Source organism: Kribbella sp. NPDC049174 (assembly GCF_043197365.1).
Classification (GTDB): Bacteria; Actinomycetota; Actinomycetes; order Propionibacteriales; family Kribbellaceae; genus Kribbella.
Genome location: NZ_JBICSZ010000001.1, coordinates 580,768 through 599,246, shown reverse-complemented (window position 1 = coordinate 599,246; position 18,479 = coordinate 580,768). Strand labels below are relative to the sequence as shown.

The window sequence follows — 18,479 nt, the reverse complement described above, 5'->3', positions numbered from 1 at the left end:
AGGCGTGGGATCAGCAGACACGGCCTCAGTCGTGTCGGGGTGGCCAAAGCATCTGTTTCTGTGGCCTACTCTCTTCTCGGGGGTTCTCGGGGGCATCTGGAGAACCATGTGAAGGCGCCGTGGGGGCGCCATTTGTCCGAGGGGGACACCGCAGGATGAAGAAGAGATGGCTGTTCGCGCGTCTGGGGGTCGTGGGCGCTCTCATCGCCGGCTCGCTGGTCGTCGTACTCGCGCCACCGGCGCAGAGCATCGAGGCCTCGCTGTCGGCGGCCAACAGTCCGACCTGGCAGACCAACGCCAGCGTGCAGGGAATCGCCGTCGCGGCCGGTAAGGCGTACGTCGGCGGCCGGTTCACCAGCGTCCGCCCGCCGGGCGCCGCGGCCGGCACCAACGAGGTCGCGCAGGCCTACCTGGCCGCCTTCGACGAGAACACCGGCAACCTGGTCACGTCGTTCACCCCGGTCCTCAACGGCCAGGTGTACGCGGTGGCCGCCTCGGCCGACGGCTCGCGGATCTACGTCGGCGGTGACTTCACCACCGTCAACGGCGTGACCCGGAACCGGATCGCCGCCTTCGACACCGCCACCGGCGCGCTGGTCACCAACTGGAAGCCCTCGGTCTCCTACCGGGTCAAGTCCATCTCGGTCTCCGGTGGCACGGTCTACTTCGGCGGCTCGTTCGGCCTGGTCAACAACATCGAGCGGCTCCGGCTGGCGGCAGTCACCGCCGACCTCGGCACCCTGTTGCCTTGGGCACCCGCAGTGAACGGCGACGTGTACGCCGTGGACGTCGCCGACGACGGTTCCAAGGTGTACGCCGGCGGACAGTTCAGCACCGTGAACGGCACGAACCAGAACACCGTGACCAGCCTCGACCCGGTCTCCGGCGGCGTGCTGCCGTTCCCCGGCGCATCCGCCGTACCGCCGCCGAACGGCTCCTGCACCACCCGGGTGAAGGCGATCGACGCCAGCGGCGACACCGTCTACTTCGGCAACGGCGGGGACGGCGGCGGCTGCTTCGACGGCACCTGGGCGGTCGACATCGCCACCAACATGCTCAAGTGGAAGAACCAGTGCCTGGGCGCCACCGAGACGGTCAAGGTCGTCAACGGCTGGCTGTACAAGGGCTCGCACGCACACGACTGCGTGAACCAGGGCGCCGGCGGCTTCCCGCAGGGCTTCGGCTACCGCTTCCTGCTGACCGAGAACCTGACCGACGGCTCGCTGGGCCCATGGTTCCCGAACACCAACGCCGGACCGCCCACCGAGGTCGGCCCGCTGGCCTTCGCGTCCGGCGGCGACGACCTCTGGGTCGGCGGCGACTTCACCACCACGAACGGCGTCGGCCAGCAGGGCCTGACCCGCTTCACCAACGCGACCCCGGGTGCCGCACCGGCCAAGCCGGCCAAGCTGCTCCCCTACAGCGTCGAGCCGGGCGTCGTCCAGATCCACTTCCCGACCCTGCTCGACAACGACGACAGCACGCTGACCTACCGGCTGCTGAAGGGGTTCAGCAACACCACGATCGCGACCTGGACGGCCAAGTCCTCGCCGTGGGACCGGCCCTGGCTGCACTTCACCGACACCTCCGGGGCGCCGGGCGAGGAGACCAACTACCGGGTCGAGGTGACGGACGGCAGTACGACGGTCCGTGGCAACTACTCGGATCCGATCACGGTCGCCAGTACGCCGTCCACGGCGTACGACCAGATCGTCAACGCCGACGGCCCGCAGGCCTACTGGCGGCTGGGTGAGGCGGTCGGTACGACGGCCTCGGTCGACTCGTCCGGGCAGAGCAACAACGGCACGTTCACCGGCGTGACGCTGGGCAGCGCCGGGGTGATCGCGGGCAATACGTCCATGACGATCAGCTCGAGCAGCGGCCGGATGGTCGGCGAGAAGGCGTACAGCATGCCGCAGCAGTTCACCGTCGAGGCGTGGGTCAAGCAGAGCGGTTCCAACCGCGGCGGCCGGATCATCGGGTTCGGCAACTCCAAGACCACCAACAGCGGTGGCGGCGGCGACCGGATGCTGTACATGCGCACCAACGGCTCGATCGTGTTCGGCGTGAACGACGGCGCCCAGCGCACGCTGACCAGCACGTCGGGCAAGAACGACGGGCAGTGGCACCACGTGGTCGGCAGCTACGACAACGGCTTCATGAAGCTGTACGTCGACGGTGCGCCGGCCGGCAGTGCGAACGTCGGATCGGCGTCGCTGTACTACGGCTGGTGGCGGGTCGGGTACGACAACACCAACAGCTGGCCGGGAGGCGGAGCGATCCAGACCGGAATGGGGATCGACGAGGCGGCGGTGTACCCGTATGCGCTCAGCCCGGTCCAGGTGCAGGCTCACTTCGCGGCGCGATGAAAGCGCAGAGCGCGGCCCGCTGAAAACGCAGAGTCTGGGAACTGCAGCACAAAGTCATAACGCGAGGGGGAGGTCGGCTTCCGGTCGACCTCCCACAGCGCTAATGTCCGCTGGGTGCGTGCGTGAGGCACGCACCCGCCCCAAGACTGAACCCCGCCCAGTCCAAAGGACATTGATGAAGAAGTATGTGCTGGCCGTTGTCACCGCTGCGGCCGTCATCGCCGCTGCGCTGATTCCCTCGGGACCGCCGGTGGAGGCGGCGACTCCGGGCTTCGCATCGGCCGTCTCGGCCATCAAGCAGACCTCGTGGCAGACCAACAACAGCGTGAACGCGCTCGCGATCAGCGGCAACACGGTGTTCGCCGGCGGTCTGTTCACCAAGATCCGGCAGCCGGGGAAGCCGGCCGGCCAGGGCGAGGCGGTCCGGACCTACATCGCCGCGTTCAACCGCACCACCGGCGCGCCGACGGCGTTCGCGCCGAAGCTGAACGGCCCGGTCTACAGCATCGCCACCAGCCCGGACGGCAACTGGGTCGTGATCGGCGGCGACTTCACCACCGTGAACGGCATCAAGCGCAGCAAGATCGCGATGTTCTCGGTCGTCACCGGCAAGATGGTCGCGGCCTGGGACCCGGTCGTCTCGGCCCGGGTCAAGGCGCTGGCCATCTTCGGCAACAGCGTGTTCATCGGCGGTTCGTTCGGCAGGATCGACGGCGCCGTCCGCAGCCGCCTCGGCGCGGTCCGGCTGATCCAGGGCGATCTGCTGCCGTGGAACCCGGTCGCGAACGGCGACGTGTACGCGATCGACCTGTCCGACAACGGCACCCGGGTCTTCGTCGGCGGTCCGTTCAGCACCATCAACGGCAAGGACCACTACTCGCTGGCGATGACGAACAACACCACCGGCGCGGCGTACTCGTTCCCGGCCGCGGCGGCGATTCCGAAGCCGACCGCGACCTGCACCACCCGGGTGAAGGACATCGACACCCTCGGCGACAACGTGTACGTCTCCAACGGTGGTGACGGCGGCGGCTGTTACGACGGCGTCCTGGCCGCTCAGGTCAGCACCGGCAAACTGCTCTGGAAGAACAACTGCCTGGGCGCGACCGAGGCGATCAAGGCGATCGGGAACTGGGTCTACAAGGGCTCGCACGCGCACAACTGCAGCGACAGCGGCGCCTTCCCCGACGGCACCGGCACGCACTACCTGCTGGTCGAGAGCGCCATCAACGGCAAGATCGGCCCGTGGTTCCCGAACACCGACGCCGATCAGAGCAGCACCACCCAGGTCGGCCCGCTGGCGATGGCCGGCACCAGCACCGACCTCTGGGTCGGCGGTGACTTCCTGAACGTCAACGGCAAGCCGCAGCGCGGTCTGACCCGGTTCACCAACACTCCGGGTGGCGCGGCTCCCGCCGTACCGAAGGCGCCGATGCTGATCCCGTCGTCGGACAAGGTGCAGGTCAAGTTCGCCGACGTGTACGACCTGGACAACATCTCGCTCACCTACAACGTGTTCCGGGGTACGACGAACATCGGCTCGTTCAAGTACATGTCGTACTACTGGGAGGCGCGCAAGTACTACACGGTGGCCGACACCGGTGTGAAGAGCGGGCAGACGTACAGCTACCACATCGAGGTGCACGACGGGCGCAACATCATGAAGGGCCCGTCGGTCAGCGTGAAGGTGCCGTAAGCAGCAGCAGTGGTACAGGGGGTCTGCCTTTTGAGGCAGACCCCCTTCGTCTATGGACCGGCGGGGGGCTGCCGGTCGTAGATTGGTTGTCAGGGGCAAGGGGGAATCATGGGGAGAGTTGTCGCTGTGGTGGGGGCGGCCGGTCTGGCGCTGAGCGTCGTCGGGCCGGCGCCGGCCGCGACCAGCACCGGCGCGTCGCTGACCGCGATCGCGAACTCGGCCTGGCAGACGGATGCCAGTGTGCTCGGCCTGGCCGTTGCCAAGGGCAAGGCGTACGTCGGCGGCCGGTTCACCAAGGTCCGTCCGCCGGGCGCGGCGGCCGGGACCAATCAGACCGGCCGGACCTATCTGGCCGCGTTCAACCAGAGCACCGGCGCGCTCGACACCACGTTCAACCACACGCTGAACGGCGTCGTCTGGTCGATCGTGGCGTCGCCGGACGGCTCCCGGGTGTACGTCGGCGGTGACTTCACCCGTGTCGACGGCCAGGTGCGGAACCGGATCGCGGCGTTCGACACCGCGACCGGCGCGCTGGTCGCGACCATCAAGCCGAGCGTGTCCTACCGGGTGAAGACGCTCGCGATCGGTGGGAGCAGCCTGTACTTCGGCGGGTCGTTCGGGCTCGTCAACGGGGTGGCCCGGAACCGCGCGGCCGCGATCAGCACGGTCAACGGCAGCCTGTTGCCGTGGAACCCGAACGCCGACGCGGACGTGTACGCGATCGACGCGGCCGACGACAACTCGAAGGTCTACCTCGGCGGGACCTTCGCGAAGATCGGCGGGGTCAGTCGCTGGGCGGTTGCCAGCGTCAACAACTCCACCGGTGCGTTGCTGCCGTTCGCCGCGGCGTCCGCCGTACCGCTGCCGAGCAGTGGATGTACGTCGCGGGTCAAGGACATCGAGACCGCGGGCAACCGGGTGTACTTCGCCAACGCCGGGGACGGCGGTGGATGCTTCGACGGGACGTGGGCCGCGGACGTTGCCACCGGCAATCTGCTGTGGAAGAACAACTGTCTCGGGGCGACCGAGGCGGTCACGTACGTGAACGGCTGGTTGTTCAAGGGGTCGCACGCACACAGCTGTCCGGGCGGGTTCCAGGACGGCACCGGTGCCCACTTCCTGCTGCTGCAGAACCCGGCGACCGGGTCGCTCGGGCCATGGTTCCCGAACACGAACGCGGGACCGCCGACCGTGGTCGGGCCGCTCGTGTCGGCCACCGGCGGAGCCGATCTGTGGGTCGGCGGTGACTTCACCAAGGTCAACGGTGTCGGTCAGCAGGGTCTGACCCGGTTCACCAATCTCGGCGCCGGGGCCAAGCCGCTCGGCCCGGTGCTGCCGACCTTGTCCAGTACGACGGCCGGCCAGGTGAAGGCGACCGTGCAGACGTCCCTGGACAACGACGACATCACGCTCACCTACCGCCTCCTGCGCGGGTCCACCAACACGGTCGTCGCCACCACCACCGCCGACTCCACGTTCTGGAGCCGCCCGAACATCACCCTGACCGACCCGAACGCTCCATCCGGCACCTCGCAGATGTACCGCATCGAAGTCACCGACGGCCAGAACCCCGTCCGAGGCGGCTACGCCACCATCACTGTTCGCTGACGGCTCGGCGGTGGGCGGTGATGGCTCGGTGGGCCTCGTTCCACCAGAGGAGGAGGGTGCAGAAGGAGGCGCCGGCCAGGCCCCAGGCCGCGCCTTTCGGGCCCCAGAGGAAGGCGCCGCCTACTCCGCAGACGATGAGGATGACGGATGAGATCAGGCGGACTCGGAGGCCCCGGGTGGCGGCTGCTAGGGCTCGCATGATGGCGAAGGCGCCGGCGTTGGAGGCGCCGAAAGCCTGCAGCAGGATCACCGGCACCATGACGGTGCTGGCCTGCGCCCAGACGCCAGGGCCGAGGAGTTGCTCTCCGACGACCTCAGGGAGTAGCAGGAAGACCGCTCCCCAGGCCAGCGCGCCCGCACCCACACCCAGCGAGATCGCCAGCCCGACGAGCCACAGACGTCGGTAGGAGTGCCGCAGCGCCCGGGCTGCCTCCGGTACCGAGATCATCCGGATGCCCTGGTTGAGCACGTTCACCGGGCCGAGCAGGACCTGCGCGCCCCGGATACCCGCGGTCGCCGCCAGACCGGCAGCGGCGGTGATGCCGAGCATGTACACCTGGATCGTGCCCGACACCGCGAGCATCTCCCCCATGTACTTCGGGGTGAGATCCCAATGCGTCCGCACCCACTCGCGGATCAGCTGCCGTCGCGGTGCCACGCCCGCCTGGAACCGCCCAGCCACGGCCGCGATCACCGCACCGAGTCCCCACCCCAGCGTCAGCGTGAACGCGGACGCCGTACCGGTGAGATAGAGCCCGCCGAAGATCGCGAGCATCGCCAGCAGCCAGATCAAGTCGTTGACGAACGCTCGATGCCCCTCCCCGACCACGAAGAAGGCCCACCGCCACGCATCCTGGAGGAGCAGCCCCGGCATCGTCACCGCGAACGCGATCAGCACACCCCTCGACGGCACGCCCGGGACGGCCGCGATCGCCAGGCCGACCAGCAGCCCGACAAACCCCATCAGCAGTGCGGTCGCCGTACTGGCGCGAACAGCTCGTTGCCAGGCCGAGTTGCGTTCACCAGAGGAATAGCGGACGGCCAACGGCTCGGTGGAGACGGCCCGGGAGAGGTTCAGAGCGATCGTGTAGCCGCCGAAGGCCAGCGCGTAGACACCGAAGTCCGCGACCGTGCTGGACCGCGCGACGACCACCCCGACGGCGAGGTTGCTCAGGCTGGACAGGGCCTGGTCGGCCAACCCCCAGCTCGCCCGGCCGGCCGGCCCGGCCAGTCGCCGGAGCTTCGGCCGCCGGGGGAACTTCACCGCAGCACTCTAGACGGGCCTCGGCGGATTGCGGAGGACGCCGAGCAGGAAGCGCGGGATGCCGAGCACATAGCGGCGCCAGAGCCGCTTGGGCTCCTTGTAGAGCCGGTAGCTCCACTCCAGCCCGGCCCGCTGCATCCACAGCGGTGCCCGGTCCAGCCGGCCGGTGTGGAAGTCGAACGCGGCGCCGACACCGATCAGGATCGCGGCGTCGAGCCGGTCCCGGTGCTCGGCCATCCAGCGCTCCTGCTTCGGGGCGCCGAGGCCGATCCAGATGATGTCCGCCTTGGAGGCGTTCATCTCGGCCACCACGGCGGCGTCCTCGGCCTCGGTCAGCGGCCGGTACGGCGGACAGTGCACGCCGACGACCTTCAACGCGGGGTGACGCTCCTCGAAGGTGTCGCGCAGTTCCTCGGCGACTCCCTCGGCACCACCGTAGAAGTACTGCGTCCAGCCACGCTCGGCCGCCTCGGCCATCACCCGCTCGAGCAGGTCCGGCCCCGCGACCCGCCCCATCCGGTCGAACCCGGCCCGCTTCCCCGCCCAGACCAGCGGCATGCCGTCCGGCACGGTCAGACCTGAGGTGTTGAAGACCCGGGTGAGGTGCTCGTCGGCCCGGGCGTGCAGCAGCGAGTTCATGTCGGAGACACAGACCAGGTGCCGCTCGCCGCGGTCGATCCAGCGCGCGAACGTCTCCACCGTGCCGTCCACATCGGTCACGCTGACATGGATGCCCAGCACGTCGACGCGGTCGGCCGTGCTGGTCTCCGGGGTCGTCTCCACCTGCATGTCGGTCATCGGTCAGTCCTCTTGGGTCAGCGTGGCCAGGTCCGCGTCGACCATGATCCGGACCAGCTCGGGCACATGGACCTGGGTCTTCCAGCCGAGCTCGGTGTTGGCTTTGGACGCGTCCCCGATCAGCGAGTCGACCTCGGTCGGACGCTCGTACCGCGCGTCGTAGTCGACGTACTGTTCCCAGTCCAGCCCGACGTGGTCGAAGGCCAGCGAGACGAAGTCCTTGACCGAGTACGACGTACCGGTCGCGATCACGTAGTCGGACGGGGTGTCGTGCTGCAGCATCCGCCACATCGCCTCGACGTACTCGGGTGCGTACCCCCAGTCCCGGCAGGCGTCCAGGTTGCCCAGGTACAGCCGCTGGTCCAGGCCGAGCTTGATCCGGGCGACCGCGCGGGTGATCTTGCGGGTCACGAAGGTCTCGCCGCGGCGCGGGCTCTCGTGGTTGAACAGGATCCCGTTCACCGCGAACATGTCGTACGCCTCGCGGTAGTTCCGGGTCATCCAGTAGCCGTACAGCTTCGCCGCGCCGTACGGCGACCGCGGGTAGAACGGGGTCTCCTCGTTCTGCGGCGGCGGCGTCGCACCGAACATCTCCGACGAGCTCGCCTGGTAGAACCGGCAGTCCAGCCCGATCATCCGGATCGCCTCGAGCAGCCGCGTCGTCCCCATGCCGGTGGTGTCACCGGTGTACTCCGGCTCGTCGAAGGACACGCGGACGTGGCTCTGCGCGGCCAGGTGGTACACCTCGGACGGCTGGATCGACGCCAGCAAGGTGACGAGGCGCGAGCCGTCGGTCAGGTCGCCGTAGTGCAGGAACAGCCGCTTGTCCTCGGCCTGTGGACCCTCGTACAGATGGTCGATCCGGCGCGTGTTGAACGTGCTCGCGCGGCGGATCAGACCGTGCACCTGGTAGCCCTTGGCCAGCAGCAACTCGGCCAGGTACGACCCGTCCTGGCCGGTGATACCGGTGACGAACGCCTTCTTCATGCCTGCTCCTGGGATAGGTACCAGGCGTAGGTGGCGGCCACACCGTCTTCGAGGTCGGTGGACGGCTTCCACCCCAGCGCGTTCAGCCGGCTCACGTCGAGCAGTTTGCGCGGCGTGCCGTCCGGCTTGGACAGATCGTTGCTGATGGCACCGGTGTAGCCGACCACGCGGGCGACCAGCTCGGCCAGCTCGCGAATCGTCGCGTCCTCGCCGACACCGACGTTGATCGGCTCCGGCTCGTCGTACTGCTCCAGCAGGTGCAGGCACGCGTCGGCCAGGTCGTCCACGTGCAGGAACTCGCGCCGCGGCGTACCGCTCCCCCACAGCACCACCTCGGGTGCACCGGACACCTTGGCGTCGTGGAAGCGCCGGATCAGCGCGGGCAGCACGTGCGAGCTGGTCAGGTCGAAGTTGTCGTTCGGCCCGTACAGGTTGGTCGGCATCGCCGAGATCCAGCGCAGCCCGTACTGCCGGCGGACCGCCTGGACCTGCATGATGCCGGCGATCTTGGCGATCGCGTACGCGTCGTTCGTCGGCTCCAGCTCACCGGTGAGCAGGCTAGACTCGCGGATCGGCTGCTCGGCGTACTTCGGGTAGATGCAGGACGAGCCCAGGAACAGCAGCCGCGGCGTGCGGACCTCGAGCGCGGCGTCCATCAGGTTCACCTGGATGCGCAGGTTGTCGCTGAGGAACTCGGTCGGGTGGTCCCGGTTCGCCAGGATGCCGCCGACCCGGGCGGCCGCGTCGATCACCACCGCCGGGCGGTGCTCGGTGAAGAACGCGAACGTCGCGGCCCGGTCCCGCAGGTCGAGCTCACTCGACGTCGCGCCGATCAACTGGGTGAAGCCGACCGCTTCCAGCCGCCGCCAGATGGCGGATCCGACCAGGCCGCGGTGGCCGGCGACGTATACCGGTGCTGCTTTGTCCATCAGTACGCTCCTGCGCCGTAGATCACCGCGCGCACGGTCTTCCAGAGGATCAGTAGGTCGAGCGTCATCGACCAGTTGTCGACGTACCGCAGGTCCAGCCGGACCGACTCGTCCCAGGACAGGTCGCTGCGGCCGCTCACCTGCCACAGTCCGGTGATGCCGGGCTTGACCAGCATCCGGCGGGAGTCGTCCGCGGCGTACAGGGCGACCTCTTCGGACAGCGGCGGACGCGGGCCGACCAGGGACATGTCGCCGCGCAGCACGTTGAACAGCTGCGGCAGCTCGTCGAGCGAGAAGCGGCGGATCCACCGGCCGAGCGGTGTCATCCGCGGGTCGTCGCGCATCTTGAAGATCACGCCGTTGCCGTCGCTCAGCGCGTACAGGTCACCGAGCCGCTGCTCGGCGTCGGAGTACATGCTCCGGAACTTCAGCATGGTGAACTCGACACCCGCGCGGCCGACCCGCTGCTGGCGGAAGAGCACCGGCCCCGGGCTGGACAGCCGGACGGCGATGGCCAGGCCGACGAGCAGCGGAAACAACAGGGTGATGAGACCGAGCGCCAGGACCCGGTCGAAGACGGCCTTCATCAGGTGCGGCCCGCCGCTGACCGACGGCCGCTCCAGGTGCAGCAGGGACAGGCCGGCGACCGGACGGACGGAGATCCGCGGGCCGGCCACCTCGATGATGCCGGGTGACACGATCAGCTCGATACCGCGCTGCTCCAGCGCCCAGGACAACCGGCGCAGCGACTGCCCGGCCAGCTCGGGATCGGTCGCGATGGCAACCACTTCCACCGCGTGCCGGTCGGCGGCGGCCAGGATGTCCGGCTCGTCCAGTTCTTCGGGCTGGATCGGCCCGGTGGAGTGACCGTCGCCGCGTGGCCGGCAGGTCGCCACCACCCGGAACCCGTCGGTCGGCCGGCTCTCGAGGTGCTCACACAAGGTTGCGGCCGGGCCATTGCGCCCGACCACGAGAACCCGATGCATACAGCGACCTCGGACCCGGTGCCGGTGCAGGTCCTTCCGCAGGGCGTACCGCAGGACCAGCGCCGATCCGACCATCACCGGGATCGCCAGGACGACGAAGCCGCGGGCGATCTCGGTCTTGGTCACGTACGACGCCATCGCGACAGCGGCCGTGAGACCGACACCGGAGCGCAGCAGCGACCGGAACTCGTCCGGGCCGGCGCCGAAGTAGCGGGGGTCGTAACCCTTCGACAGGGCGACCGCACCCACCCAGGCCAGCGGAAGCACACTGCTCACGAGCAGATAGCTGCTCCCGACGTGATAGCCGAACCGGGTCAGGAGAGCGACCGAGACACCGAGCATCGCGGCCAGCAGATCGCCGCCGACGGCAGCCCAGCGATAGACGCCGACCCAGTGCGGCTCGGTCGATCGCGACGGCAGCGGAACGATCGCGGGCACCTCGTGCGGCACCACCCAGAGCGGCCGGCGGCCGTCGACCGCGTCAGGCGCCTCTGCTCCGCTCACTCCGACCTCTCGTCTCGCGCTGCCAACACACGGTCACACTATGTGTCCGCCGAAGTCTGCAATCTGCCCCTTGAACTGTCAAACGGGAGATCGCCACCCAAGGTGACGGCGCACACTGCATTGCCTGAGAATCCCCAGAATTCACCCACCTGTCGGCGGTGCGACATCGCAGAGTACTACGGGCGAGGGCCGTCGGCGACGAAGACTCGGAAACCCTTGGCTAGAATTTGTCGCGGGGGTGGGGATCACGCACGACGACACCGAATGGCTGCGCGCGTCCACGCGACCGGCGCTGCCTCGAACGCTACGACGGCCGGCTGCGGGCCTGGCGCTGCTGGGACTACTCGCGCTCGCCGTACCGGCACTGCTCTACGGCGGGGACACCGGCCCGAGCCGCCTGGACACGCGCGTCCGGACAGCCGTCCTCGACGAGGCACCGGCCGGGAGCTGGGACATCATCCGTGGCATCGACTGGTTGGGCGAACCCGTCGGCCGGGCGCTTCTGCTGATCACCATCACGCTGACCTGTCTGGCCGCTGGTCGCCGTGCGCTGGCCGCCACGGCCGTGGTCGGCATGGTGACGGTCACCATCCTCGCGACCGCGCTGAAGCCGGTCGTGGGCCGGCGCATCCATGCCGGCTTCCTGTCCTACCCCAGCGGGCACACCGCCGCGCTCACCGCGGCCGCACTGATCGTCGGACTGCTCGTGGCCGACGTCCTGACCCTCGGCCCGATCACCGGCACGGCGGTTCTGCTCACAATCACCGTGGCCGCCGCCACCCTGACCTCGTGGGCGCAGATCATCCTCGACGCGCACTACCCCACCGACACGGTCGGCGGGTTCGGCGTCGCTCTCGTCGTGGTCCCGGCCACCGCGGCCCTGATCGACCTGACCGGACGACGGAAAGCGGTCCGGACGGCATCCTGACGCCGTCCGGACCGCTCTGCTGATCGGTCAGGCACTCTCGATCTTGGGCGTGTCGAACTTCGCCACGATGTCCGCCGGGACCTGCTCGAGATCACTGATCCGCAGATAGTCGCCCATCGTCGTACCGGTGCACTCCGAGTCGATGTTCAGCGCGGCCCGGCCGTCCACCGCGTCCCCGAGGTGGACGGTGCGCAGATCGATGCTGAACCTGGTCCGCCCCGAGGTGTTCGGCACGCTCGAGTGCAACTGGGCACCCGAGAAGAGGATGATGCCGCCGGGCTTGCAGATCGGACGGATCTGCGGCACCAGCTCGACCTCCTCCTCAGGCACCGGCTGCACCCGGGTGTCGACGCCGATCTGGGTCGCCGCGATCTGCCGGCTGGTGGCGTTCCACTCCGCGTAGTTGTAGACCCGGGAGCTGTTCCGCACCGGAGTCTGCCAGTACTTCGGATGGAAGGCGAGCCCGTTGTCGGGACCGATCGCGAAGATCGGCAACCACCAGTTCAACTGGAAGTACGGCGCCGAGTACCAGGTGTCGCGATGCGGATGGAACGCGAACGCGATCCCGGTGGTGAGGTAGTCGTTCGACGTCGAGCTGCGCATCCGCGGGACGTCGAAGTACACCTGCTCCGGATCACACCCGAAGTCGGTCAGCATCTCCTGGATCAGCCGTTTCGACTCCGGATGGTGGATGAACCGCGGCTTGAGCTCGGCGAGCAGCGCGGCGTAGTCCTCGACGGCCATCTCGAACTGGGCCGTCTCCGGATCCAGCGGCGCGAACGCCTGCCGGGCCAGCTCGCCGGCGAACTCGGTCAGCGCCAGCGTCGACGGACGTGGTGAGTAGACGAACAGGTCGCCGTCGTACAACTTCTGTCTGCGTTCGTCGTCGCCGAACTCGGCGTCGACATAGATGGAATGCATGATGAACCCCCTCGTGCGCGAACCGGCCCCACGCCGGTTTCGAGTGACCAAGCCCCGTGCTTGCCCCAGCCGTCCGCCCTACGGGCTCATCGGCAGGCGCCCCCCAGAGACGTCGTCGTTGCGTGCGTTATGCGTAACGGCGGAACACCGGCTTGACCGGCCGTCCGCCCATCCACCCCCTCGGGTCCCCGGCGTCGAGCGCCTTGCGATACACGACGCAGGCCTGGGCGACCGCGTCGACGGTCCGGTCGATGTCCTCGTCGGTCAGCGCCGAGCTCACCACGAACGACGGGCCGATGACACCACCGAGGATCAGTTCGCGCAGGAACAGCGTGCGGTACGGCTGCGACGGCGCGAAGTTCTCGTCGAGCGTCGCGAAGACCAGATTGCTGGCCCGGCCCCGAACGACGACATGGTCCTCGACCCCGGCCGCGGCGGCGACCTCACGCACACCCGACGCGAGCTTGTCCCCCAGCTCGTGCAGCCGCGCCGAGATGCCTTCCTCCGCGTAGACGTCCATCACCGCCATGGCGGCCGCGAGCGCGTGCGTCTCGGCGCCGTGGGTGGTGGAGAGCAGGAAGACCCGCTCGTGGTCGTCGCGCAGTCCGCCGCGCTCCATCAGTTCCCGCTTGCCCGCGAGCGCCGACACGGCGAATCCGTTGCCGAGTGCCTTGCCGAACGTGGAGAGGTCCGGCGTCACGCCGTACACGCCCTGCGCGCCGGCCTCGGAGAAGCGGAAGCCGGTGATCATCTCGTCGAAGATCAGCAGGGCGCCGTACCGGTGGGCCAGGTCGCGGAGCGCTTCGAGGTAGCCCTCCGGCGGGTCGTGCTGGGTCGCGGCCTCGAGGATGAGGCAGGCGATCTGCCCCTCGTTCCGGATCAGCAGGTCCTCGGTCGCGGCCAGGTCGCCGTACGGGAAGCCCACGGTCAGCTCGCCGATCTCGCCGGGGATGCCCGCGGCCATCGGTGTCCGGGCGATGAACCAGTCGTCGATGGAGAAGAACGCGTGGTCCGAGCAGATCGCCACCAGCGGACGGCCGGTGACGGCGCGGGCCAGCTTCACCGCCGCGGTGGTCGCGTCCGAGCCGTTCTTGGCGAACTTCACCATCTCCGCGGTCGGCACCGACGTGAGGAACCGCTCGGCCGCCTCGAGCTCGACGATGCTCGGCCGGACGAAGTTGCTGCCGCGCTCGATGTCCCGCCGGACCGCCTCCAGCACCCTCGGGTGCGCATGCCCGAGGCTGACCGCGCGCAGACCGGAGCCGTACTCGATGTACTCGTTGCCGTCGACATCCCACACGTGCGCGCCGCGGCCGTGCGAGATCACCGGCGCCATGTCCTCGGGGTACTGGTCCTCCCCCTTGGCGTAGGTGTGGGCACCGCCTGGGACGAGGTCGTGCAGCCGGGCGTTGGCTTTGATCGATTTGGTGAACGACTTGGTCATGACAGCCTCGCAGTGGCCAGGGCGAGTGAGGGAGCGGCCTTGTCCCGCTCGGACATCAGACTGGCCGGCAGCGGCCAGGCAATCGCGAGATCCGGGTCGTCGTGGGCGATCGACACGTCCTCGCTCGGGTCGTGCGCCCGGTCGATCCGGTACGAGACGTCGGCCGGATCGGTCAGTGCCTGGAAGCCGTGGGCGCAGCCGGCCGGGACGTAGACGGTGACCTGGTTCTCGCCGGTCAGATCGAAGTACTCGACGTTGCGGTACGTCGGCGAGTCCTTGCGCAGGTCGACGACGACGTCGAGGACCGCGCCGTACGAGCAGCGCACCAGCTTCGCCTCGCCGGCACCCGCCCGGACGTGCATACCCCGGACGACGCCCCTGGCGGAGCGGGAGATGCTGTCCTGGACGAACGCGTCCGGGTCGAGTCCGGCCGACGCGACCACCTCGCGGTCGAACGTGCGGCAGAAGAAGCCGCGCTCGTCGACGTGCGGCGTGGGCAGGAACAGCAGTGCACCCGCGATCCTCGGTACCTGGATGACGTCCATCGATCCCCTCCTACTGGTCACTGCCCGCCGGCACCGTGTGGTTGCCGAACAGGGTCGCGGACAGTACGGCGTACTGCCGTTCGAGCGACGCGGCGAACTCGGCGTTCTTCGCGCGCATCGCGGGTTCGATCCCGGCCGCCCGCGCCTCGAGGGCCCGGAGCTGATCCATCAGCCGGTCCACGTCGAGACTCCGGATCGACTGCCGGAACTCGGCCAGCTGCATCTCCCCCATCAGGACGTCGCTCTTGACGCCGTAGCTGATGGAGATGGTCGGCTTCGACAACTTCAGCGCGGCCTGCACGTTGTGGTAGCGCGAGGCAACGACCAGGTCGACCTCGGCCAGCTGTTGCATCAGCTCCCCGAGCGACTCCGCGGGCTCCCGCACCAGCCGCTTCTCCACGAGTTCGGGCCGGGTCCGGCGCAGGTCGTCGTACACGGCCGACACGACGGCCTCGTCGGCCGGGTCGCCGGTGACGAGACGGATCCGGTAGCCCTCGTCGACCAGCCGGCGGGCGAACGCCACGATCTTCCCGGTGTAGTCCGCGGAGATCTCCTCGGCCCGTGACCGGTCGGCACTGGTGCCGTGGTACTCCATCACGCCCAGGCCGATGGTCGGGCGAGATGCGCGGACCGGCTGATGCGGCACCGGATCGGGCAGCGAGAAGGCCAGGTCCGGGTAGACCGCGTCCCGGCTGGTGTCGAGGCCCATCTGCCGCATCGCGTCGCGTGAATAGGTGTCGCGGTACGAGCGGTACGTCGCCAGCCGGGCGGCACCGGTGAACAGCCACCGGTTCGTCCGCTCGTGGGCCACGTTCGCGCCGATGCTGACGAACGCGACCTTGGCACCCGCCAGCCGGGCCGACACGCACATCAGGAACAACGCGTACGGCCAGCCCCACGGTTGCAGCTCGAGGGTCGTCTCCAGCACCCCCATGCCGGGCACGATCACGATGTCGAACCGGCGGAACAACCGCGGCATCCGGACCAGATCCGCCACCTTGCCGAACATCTTGCGCACGATCGTGGTCAGCCGCGACCGGCCCGGACCGTGCGCCTGGTACCAGGTGATCGCGGTCGACGGGATGCCGTACTGCCGTTCGAGCTCCTCAGGGCCGGAGCACACACAGCTGATCTCGGCCTCCGGGTGACTGGCCCGGAGGTAGCGCAGCATCGCGTCGAGCGACCCGTGGTTGCCCAGGTTGCCCGATCCCAGCAGGCCGAAGATCGCGATCCGCGGCGGCCTGCGTGTCCCCGCTGTGTTCATTCCTAGGAGACCCTCCGCTGACCGGCGACCGCGGAACTGTCCGGGATCGCGGTCGGTGCGCTGGGCGGTGCGCTGTCCTCGATCCGGCGCGACGACTTGCCGGGCATGGCGCGGTCGGCCAGCCAGCGAGCCAGGTGGGCGTAGCACCGGCGCCGGTCCGCCGACGACAGCGGCGCCCGGCGGATCCCGCCGACGAAGCCGCCGATGTACTCGGCCAGCAGCCGCACGGTCGGGTGGCGCAGCCGGCTGGCCCGGCGCGGCTCCATGTTCGCCGACCGGGACCGGATGGTCGGCTTGGCCCGCTCGGCCCGGTCCGGGTGGTCCCGGCGGAAGAACAGCAGCTCCGGGACCTGGTGGAAGCGTCCGTACAGCGCCAGCTCCGCCATGATCGTCCGGTCGGAGTGGTGGTAGCTCCCGTTCAGCGGTGTACGGCGCAGGATGTCCGACCGCATCACGCCGTAGAAGTCGTCACCGCCGACACCGAACAGCAGGCTCTTGAACCGCTCCGGTGCCCGCGGATCGTCGGTGGCCAGCGGGTAGTCGACCTTCAGCACGATGTCGCCGTTCCCGTCGATGATCGCCTGGTGGGCGTGGGCCAGGACGAGCGCCGGGTCGTGGTCGAGCGCCTCGATACAGCGCAGCAACAGGTCGCGGCCGTACAGGTCGTCGTACGACGCCCACTTGAACAGCTCGCCGCGGGAGTGCTCGAAGGTCCAGTTGTGGTTCGGTGTCGCGCCGATGTTGACCGGCTGCCGGAAGTAGCTGATCCGCGGTTCCCGGGCCAGGTACTCGCGGCAGATCTCCTGCGTGCCGTCGGTCGAGGCGTTGTCCGAGATGATCAGCTCGAAATCGCCGTAGCTCTGTCCCAGCAGGGCGTCCAGGGACTCGGCCAGATACTTCTCCCCGTTGTAGACCGGAAGGCCGATACTCAGCCTTGGTACCGCGTTCATGTGCTCCTCATTTCTGGCATCTCCTCCCGGCCCGCCGCCCCGACCGGCTCCGGTTCGGTCTGATGCCGTCGTTCGTGGATCCCGATCCCCAGGTACCACCACCAGACGATCGCGCCGACGAAGGTCGCGGCCGCCGCTCCCCAGGCCGAGCCGAGGGCGCCGTTCACGATCCCGCCGCCGACACCGCCGATCAGGTATGCCGCCGACGCCCACAGCTGCGCCCGCAGACTCCGCCGGGCCACCCCGAGTGCGCGCAGGCCGGCCGACGCGCCGGTGTAGAAGCTGGCGAACATCACCGACAAAGTTGCTGGCAGCAACAATGGTTCGGTGGCGTCCCAGACCTCACCGAGCACCGCGTGCCCCCACTCGTGCGGCAGCACGAGCACCAGCGCCAGACCCCACGCCAGCGCGGCCAGGGCCTGGGCGCTGCCGAGCATCAGGCAGAACATCCGCAACGCCCGCAGCGAACGGCGCAGCATCCGCGCCGCCTCCGGCACCGCGACCAGGCCGATACCGGACAGCACGATGAAGAACGGGCCGAGCATCATCTCCGCGCCGCGGACGGTACCGACTGCGGCGATCCCGGCGAACGCGCCGAGGCCGTACATCTTCAGCTGGTAGGCGCCGCTGATGGTCACGTTCTCGGCCAGGTAGCGCAGGCCGAGATCGCGATGATCCCGGAACCACTGCCGGGCCCGGAACAACCTGGGCACGACGCCGGCCTGCAGACCGCTCACCAGCGCGGCGAAGATCCCGGCCGCACCCCAGGCCAGGACGAACTTGGTGACACTCGGACCGTCGTGTTTCGCCAGATACAGCAGCGGAACCAGCGCGACCGCCCAGGTGATGTCACTGAGGAACGCCTTGCCGCCGTGCCCCGCGGCGAAGAAGGCGAACCGCCAGCTGTCCTGCAGCATCAGGCCGGGCAGCACCAGGCCCAGCGCGAAGAACGCGGCGCCGGGTCTGCCACCGAGCACGGCGCCGACCGCGACACAGACCGCACCGGTCGCCAGACCGACCGCGATCGCCATCCCGGACGAACTGGCCACCGCGGTCTTCCAGAGCGGCCGCGGTACGCCGCTGAACCGCACGGCCAGCGGATCGGTCGCCAGGCCGCGCGAGATGTTGACCACCAACCCATAAGTCACCCAGGCCAGACTGAACGCTCCGAATTCCGCAGCGCCCAGCGACCGTGCGACGACGATGCCGACCACGAAGCTGACCAGGCTGGTCACAGCCTGGTCAGCGAGTCCCCAGGTAACGCGGCGCAGCACCCCTCGCATGGG

15 protein-coding genes are annotated in these 18,479 nt (G+C 69.0%); 4 read left to right on the top strand and 11 right to left on the bottom strand.

Going from position 1 to position 18,479, the window contains the following annotated elements; all coding sequences use genetic code 11:
• Nucleotides 1-155 precede the first annotated feature (155 nt).
• The 3 genes from ACGFIF_RS02795 (at nt 156) to ACGFIF_RS02785 (ending at nt 5,673) form a co-directional block, all read left to right on the top strand.
• On the top strand, nt 156-2,369 hold the full coding sequence (locus ACGFIF_RS02795; protein ID WP_393150691.1) for a LamG-like jellyroll fold domain-containing protein: 2,214 nt from the start codon (nt 156-158) through the stop codon (nt 2,367-2,369).
• 175 nt (nt 2,370-2,544) lie between these two features.
• Complete coding sequence (locus ACGFIF_RS02790; RefSeq protein ID WP_393150689.1) at nt 2,545-4,065, top strand: fibronectin type III domain-containing protein; 1,521 nt, start codon at nt 2,545-2,547, stop codon at nt 4,063-4,065.
• Nucleotides 4,066-4,173: 108 nt separating this feature from the next.
• Nucleotides 4,174-5,673, top strand: coding sequence for a fibronectin type III domain-containing protein (locus tag ACGFIF_RS02785; RefSeq protein WP_393150687.1), 1,500 nt, complete (start codon nt 4,174-4,176; stop codon nt 5,671-5,673).
• Here ACGFIF_RS02785 and ACGFIF_RS02780 read toward each other — a convergent pair.
• Genes ACGFIF_RS02780 through ACGFIF_RS02760 form a run of 5 tightly spaced genes read right to left on the bottom strand, consistent with a single transcriptional unit; the run spans nt 5,660 to nt 11,141 of the window.
• Entirely contained in the window at nt 5,660-6,937 is a 1,278-nt protein-coding gene (locus ACGFIF_RS02780) for a hypothetical protein (protein WP_393150685.1), read from the bottom strand. The two genes, ACGFIF_RS02785 and ACGFIF_RS02780, sit on opposite strands and share 14 nt — an antisense overlap.
• Nucleotides 6,938-6,946: 9 nt before the next feature.
• Nucleotides 6,947-7,735: a WecB/TagA/CpsF family glycosyltransferase gene (locus ACGFIF_RS02775; RefSeq protein ID WP_393150683.1), complete on the bottom strand. Its 789-nt coding sequence runs from the start codon at nt 7,733-7,735 to the stop codon at nt 6,947-6,949.
• 3 nt (nt 7,736-7,738) lie between these two features.
• Complete coding sequence (gene gmd / locus ACGFIF_RS02770) at nt 7,739-8,722, bottom strand: GDP-mannose 4,6-dehydratase (RefSeq protein WP_393150681.1); 984 nt, start codon at nt 8,720-8,722, stop codon at nt 7,739-7,741.
• The gene (locus ACGFIF_RS02765) at nt 8,719-9,651 is read right to left on the bottom strand and encodes a GDP-L-fucose synthase family protein (protein WP_393150679.1); all 933 of its coding nucleotides are present in this window, start codon (nt 9,649-9,651) and stop codon (nt 8,719-8,721) included. The genes gmd and ACGFIF_RS02765 overlap by 4 nt, the downstream gene beginning before the upstream one ends.
• Nucleotides 9,651-11,141, bottom strand: coding sequence for a sugar transferase (locus tag ACGFIF_RS02760; RefSeq protein WP_393150676.1), 1,491 nt, complete (start codon nt 11,139-11,141; stop codon nt 9,651-9,653). The genes ACGFIF_RS02765 and ACGFIF_RS02760 overlap by 1 nt, the downstream gene beginning before the upstream one ends.
• A 238-nt stretch (nt 11,142-11,379) precedes the next feature.
• Between ACGFIF_RS02760 and ACGFIF_RS02755 the strand changes: the two genes are divergently transcribed.
• Complete coding sequence (locus tag ACGFIF_RS02755; RefSeq protein ID WP_393150674.1) at nt 11,380-12,069, top strand: phosphatase PAP2 family protein; 690 nt, start codon at nt 11,380-11,382, stop codon at nt 12,067-12,069.
• A 27-nt stretch (nt 12,070-12,096) separates the two neighbouring features.
• On the opposite strand, the gene ACGFIF_RS02750 is transcribed toward ACGFIF_RS02755, so the two are convergent.
• From ACGFIF_RS02750 to ACGFIF_RS02725, 6 genes are all read right to left on the bottom strand, one after another.
• Nucleotides 12,097-12,990: a phytanoyl-CoA dioxygenase family protein gene (locus tag ACGFIF_RS02750; protein ID WP_393150672.1), complete on the bottom strand. Its 894-nt coding sequence runs from the start codon at nt 12,988-12,990 to the stop codon at nt 12,097-12,099.
• 127 nt (nt 12,991-13,117) lie between these two features.
• The gene (locus ACGFIF_RS02745; protein ID WP_393150670.1) at nt 13,118-14,434 is read right to left on the bottom strand and encodes a glutamate-1-semialdehyde 2,1-aminomutase; all 1,317 of its coding nucleotides are present in this window, start codon (nt 14,432-14,434) and stop codon (nt 13,118-13,120) included.
• A complete protein-coding gene (locus ACGFIF_RS02740) occupies nt 14,431-14,979 on the bottom strand; it encodes a dTDP-4-dehydrorhamnose 3,5-epimerase family protein (protein ID WP_393150667.1) in 549 nt (182 codons plus the stop codon). The genes ACGFIF_RS02745 and ACGFIF_RS02740 overlap by 4 nt, the downstream gene beginning before the upstream one ends.
• Nucleotides 14,980-14,989: 10 nt before the next feature.
• The gene (locus ACGFIF_RS02735; RefSeq protein WP_393150665.1) at nt 14,990-16,243 is read right to left on the bottom strand and encodes a polysaccharide pyruvyl transferase family protein; all 1,254 of its coding nucleotides are present in this window, start codon (nt 16,241-16,243) and stop codon (nt 14,990-14,992) included.
• A 2-nt stretch (nt 16,244-16,245) separates the two neighbouring features.
• The gene (locus ACGFIF_RS02730; protein ID WP_393150663.1) at nt 16,246-17,193 is read right to left on the bottom strand and encodes a glycosyltransferase family 2 protein; all 948 of its coding nucleotides are present in this window, start codon (nt 17,191-17,193) and stop codon (nt 16,246-16,248) included.
• On the bottom strand, nt 17,190-18,428 hold the full coding sequence (locus ACGFIF_RS02725) for a hypothetical protein (RefSeq protein WP_393150661.1): 1,239 nt from the start codon (nt 18,426-18,428) through the stop codon (nt 17,190-17,192). Before ACGFIF_RS02725 ends, ACGFIF_RS02730 begins: the two co-directional genes overlap by 4 nt.
• Between the last annotated feature and the right edge of the window lie 51 nt (nt 18,429-18,479).

What these genes read in the sequence shown, in the direction of transcription:
- ACGFIF_RS02735 (WP_393150665.1), bottom strand. Translation starts at nt 16,243, where the DNA reads ATGAACACAGCGGGGACACGCAGGCCGCCGCGGATCGCGATCTTCGGC.
- ACGFIF_RS02785 (WP_393150687.1), top strand. Translation starts at nt 4,174, where the DNA reads ATGGGGAGAGTTGTCGCTGTGGTGGGGGCGGCCGGTCTGGCGCTGAGC.
- ACGFIF_RS02750 (WP_393150672.1), bottom strand. Translation starts at nt 12,990, where the DNA reads ATGCATTCCATCTATGTCGACGCCGAGTTCGGCGACGACGAACGCAGA.
- ACGFIF_RS02790 (WP_393150689.1), top strand. Translation starts at nt 2,545, where the DNA reads ATGAAGAAGTATGTGCTGGCCGTTGTCACCGCTGCGGCCGTCATCGCC.
- ACGFIF_RS02740 (WP_393150667.1), bottom strand. Translation starts at nt 14,979, where the DNA reads ATGGACGTCATCCAGGTACCGAGGATCGCGGGTGCACTGCTGTTCCTG.
- gmd (WP_393150681.1), bottom strand. Translation starts at nt 8,722, where the DNA reads ATGAAGAAGGCGTTCGTCACCGGTATCACCGGCCAGGACGGGTCGTAC.
- ACGFIF_RS02795 (WP_393150691.1), top strand. Translation starts at nt 156, where the DNA reads ATGAAGAAGAGATGGCTGTTCGCGCGTCTGGGGGTCGTGGGCGCTCTC.
- ACGFIF_RS02775 (WP_393150683.1), bottom strand. Translation starts at nt 7,735, where the DNA reads ATGACCGACATGCAGGTGGAGACGACCCCGGAGACCAGCACGGCCGAC.
- ACGFIF_RS02730 (WP_393150663.1), bottom strand. Translation starts at nt 17,193, where the DNA reads ATGAACGCGGTACCAAGGCTGAGTATCGGCCTTCCGGTCTACAACGGG.
- ACGFIF_RS02765 (WP_393150679.1), bottom strand. Translation starts at nt 9,651, where the DNA reads ATGGACAAAGCAGCACCGGTATACGTCGCCGGCCACCGCGGCCTGGTC.
- ACGFIF_RS02745 (WP_393150670.1), bottom strand. Translation starts at nt 14,434, where the DNA reads ATGACCAAGTCGTTCACCAAATCGATCAAAGCCAACGCCCGGCTGCAC.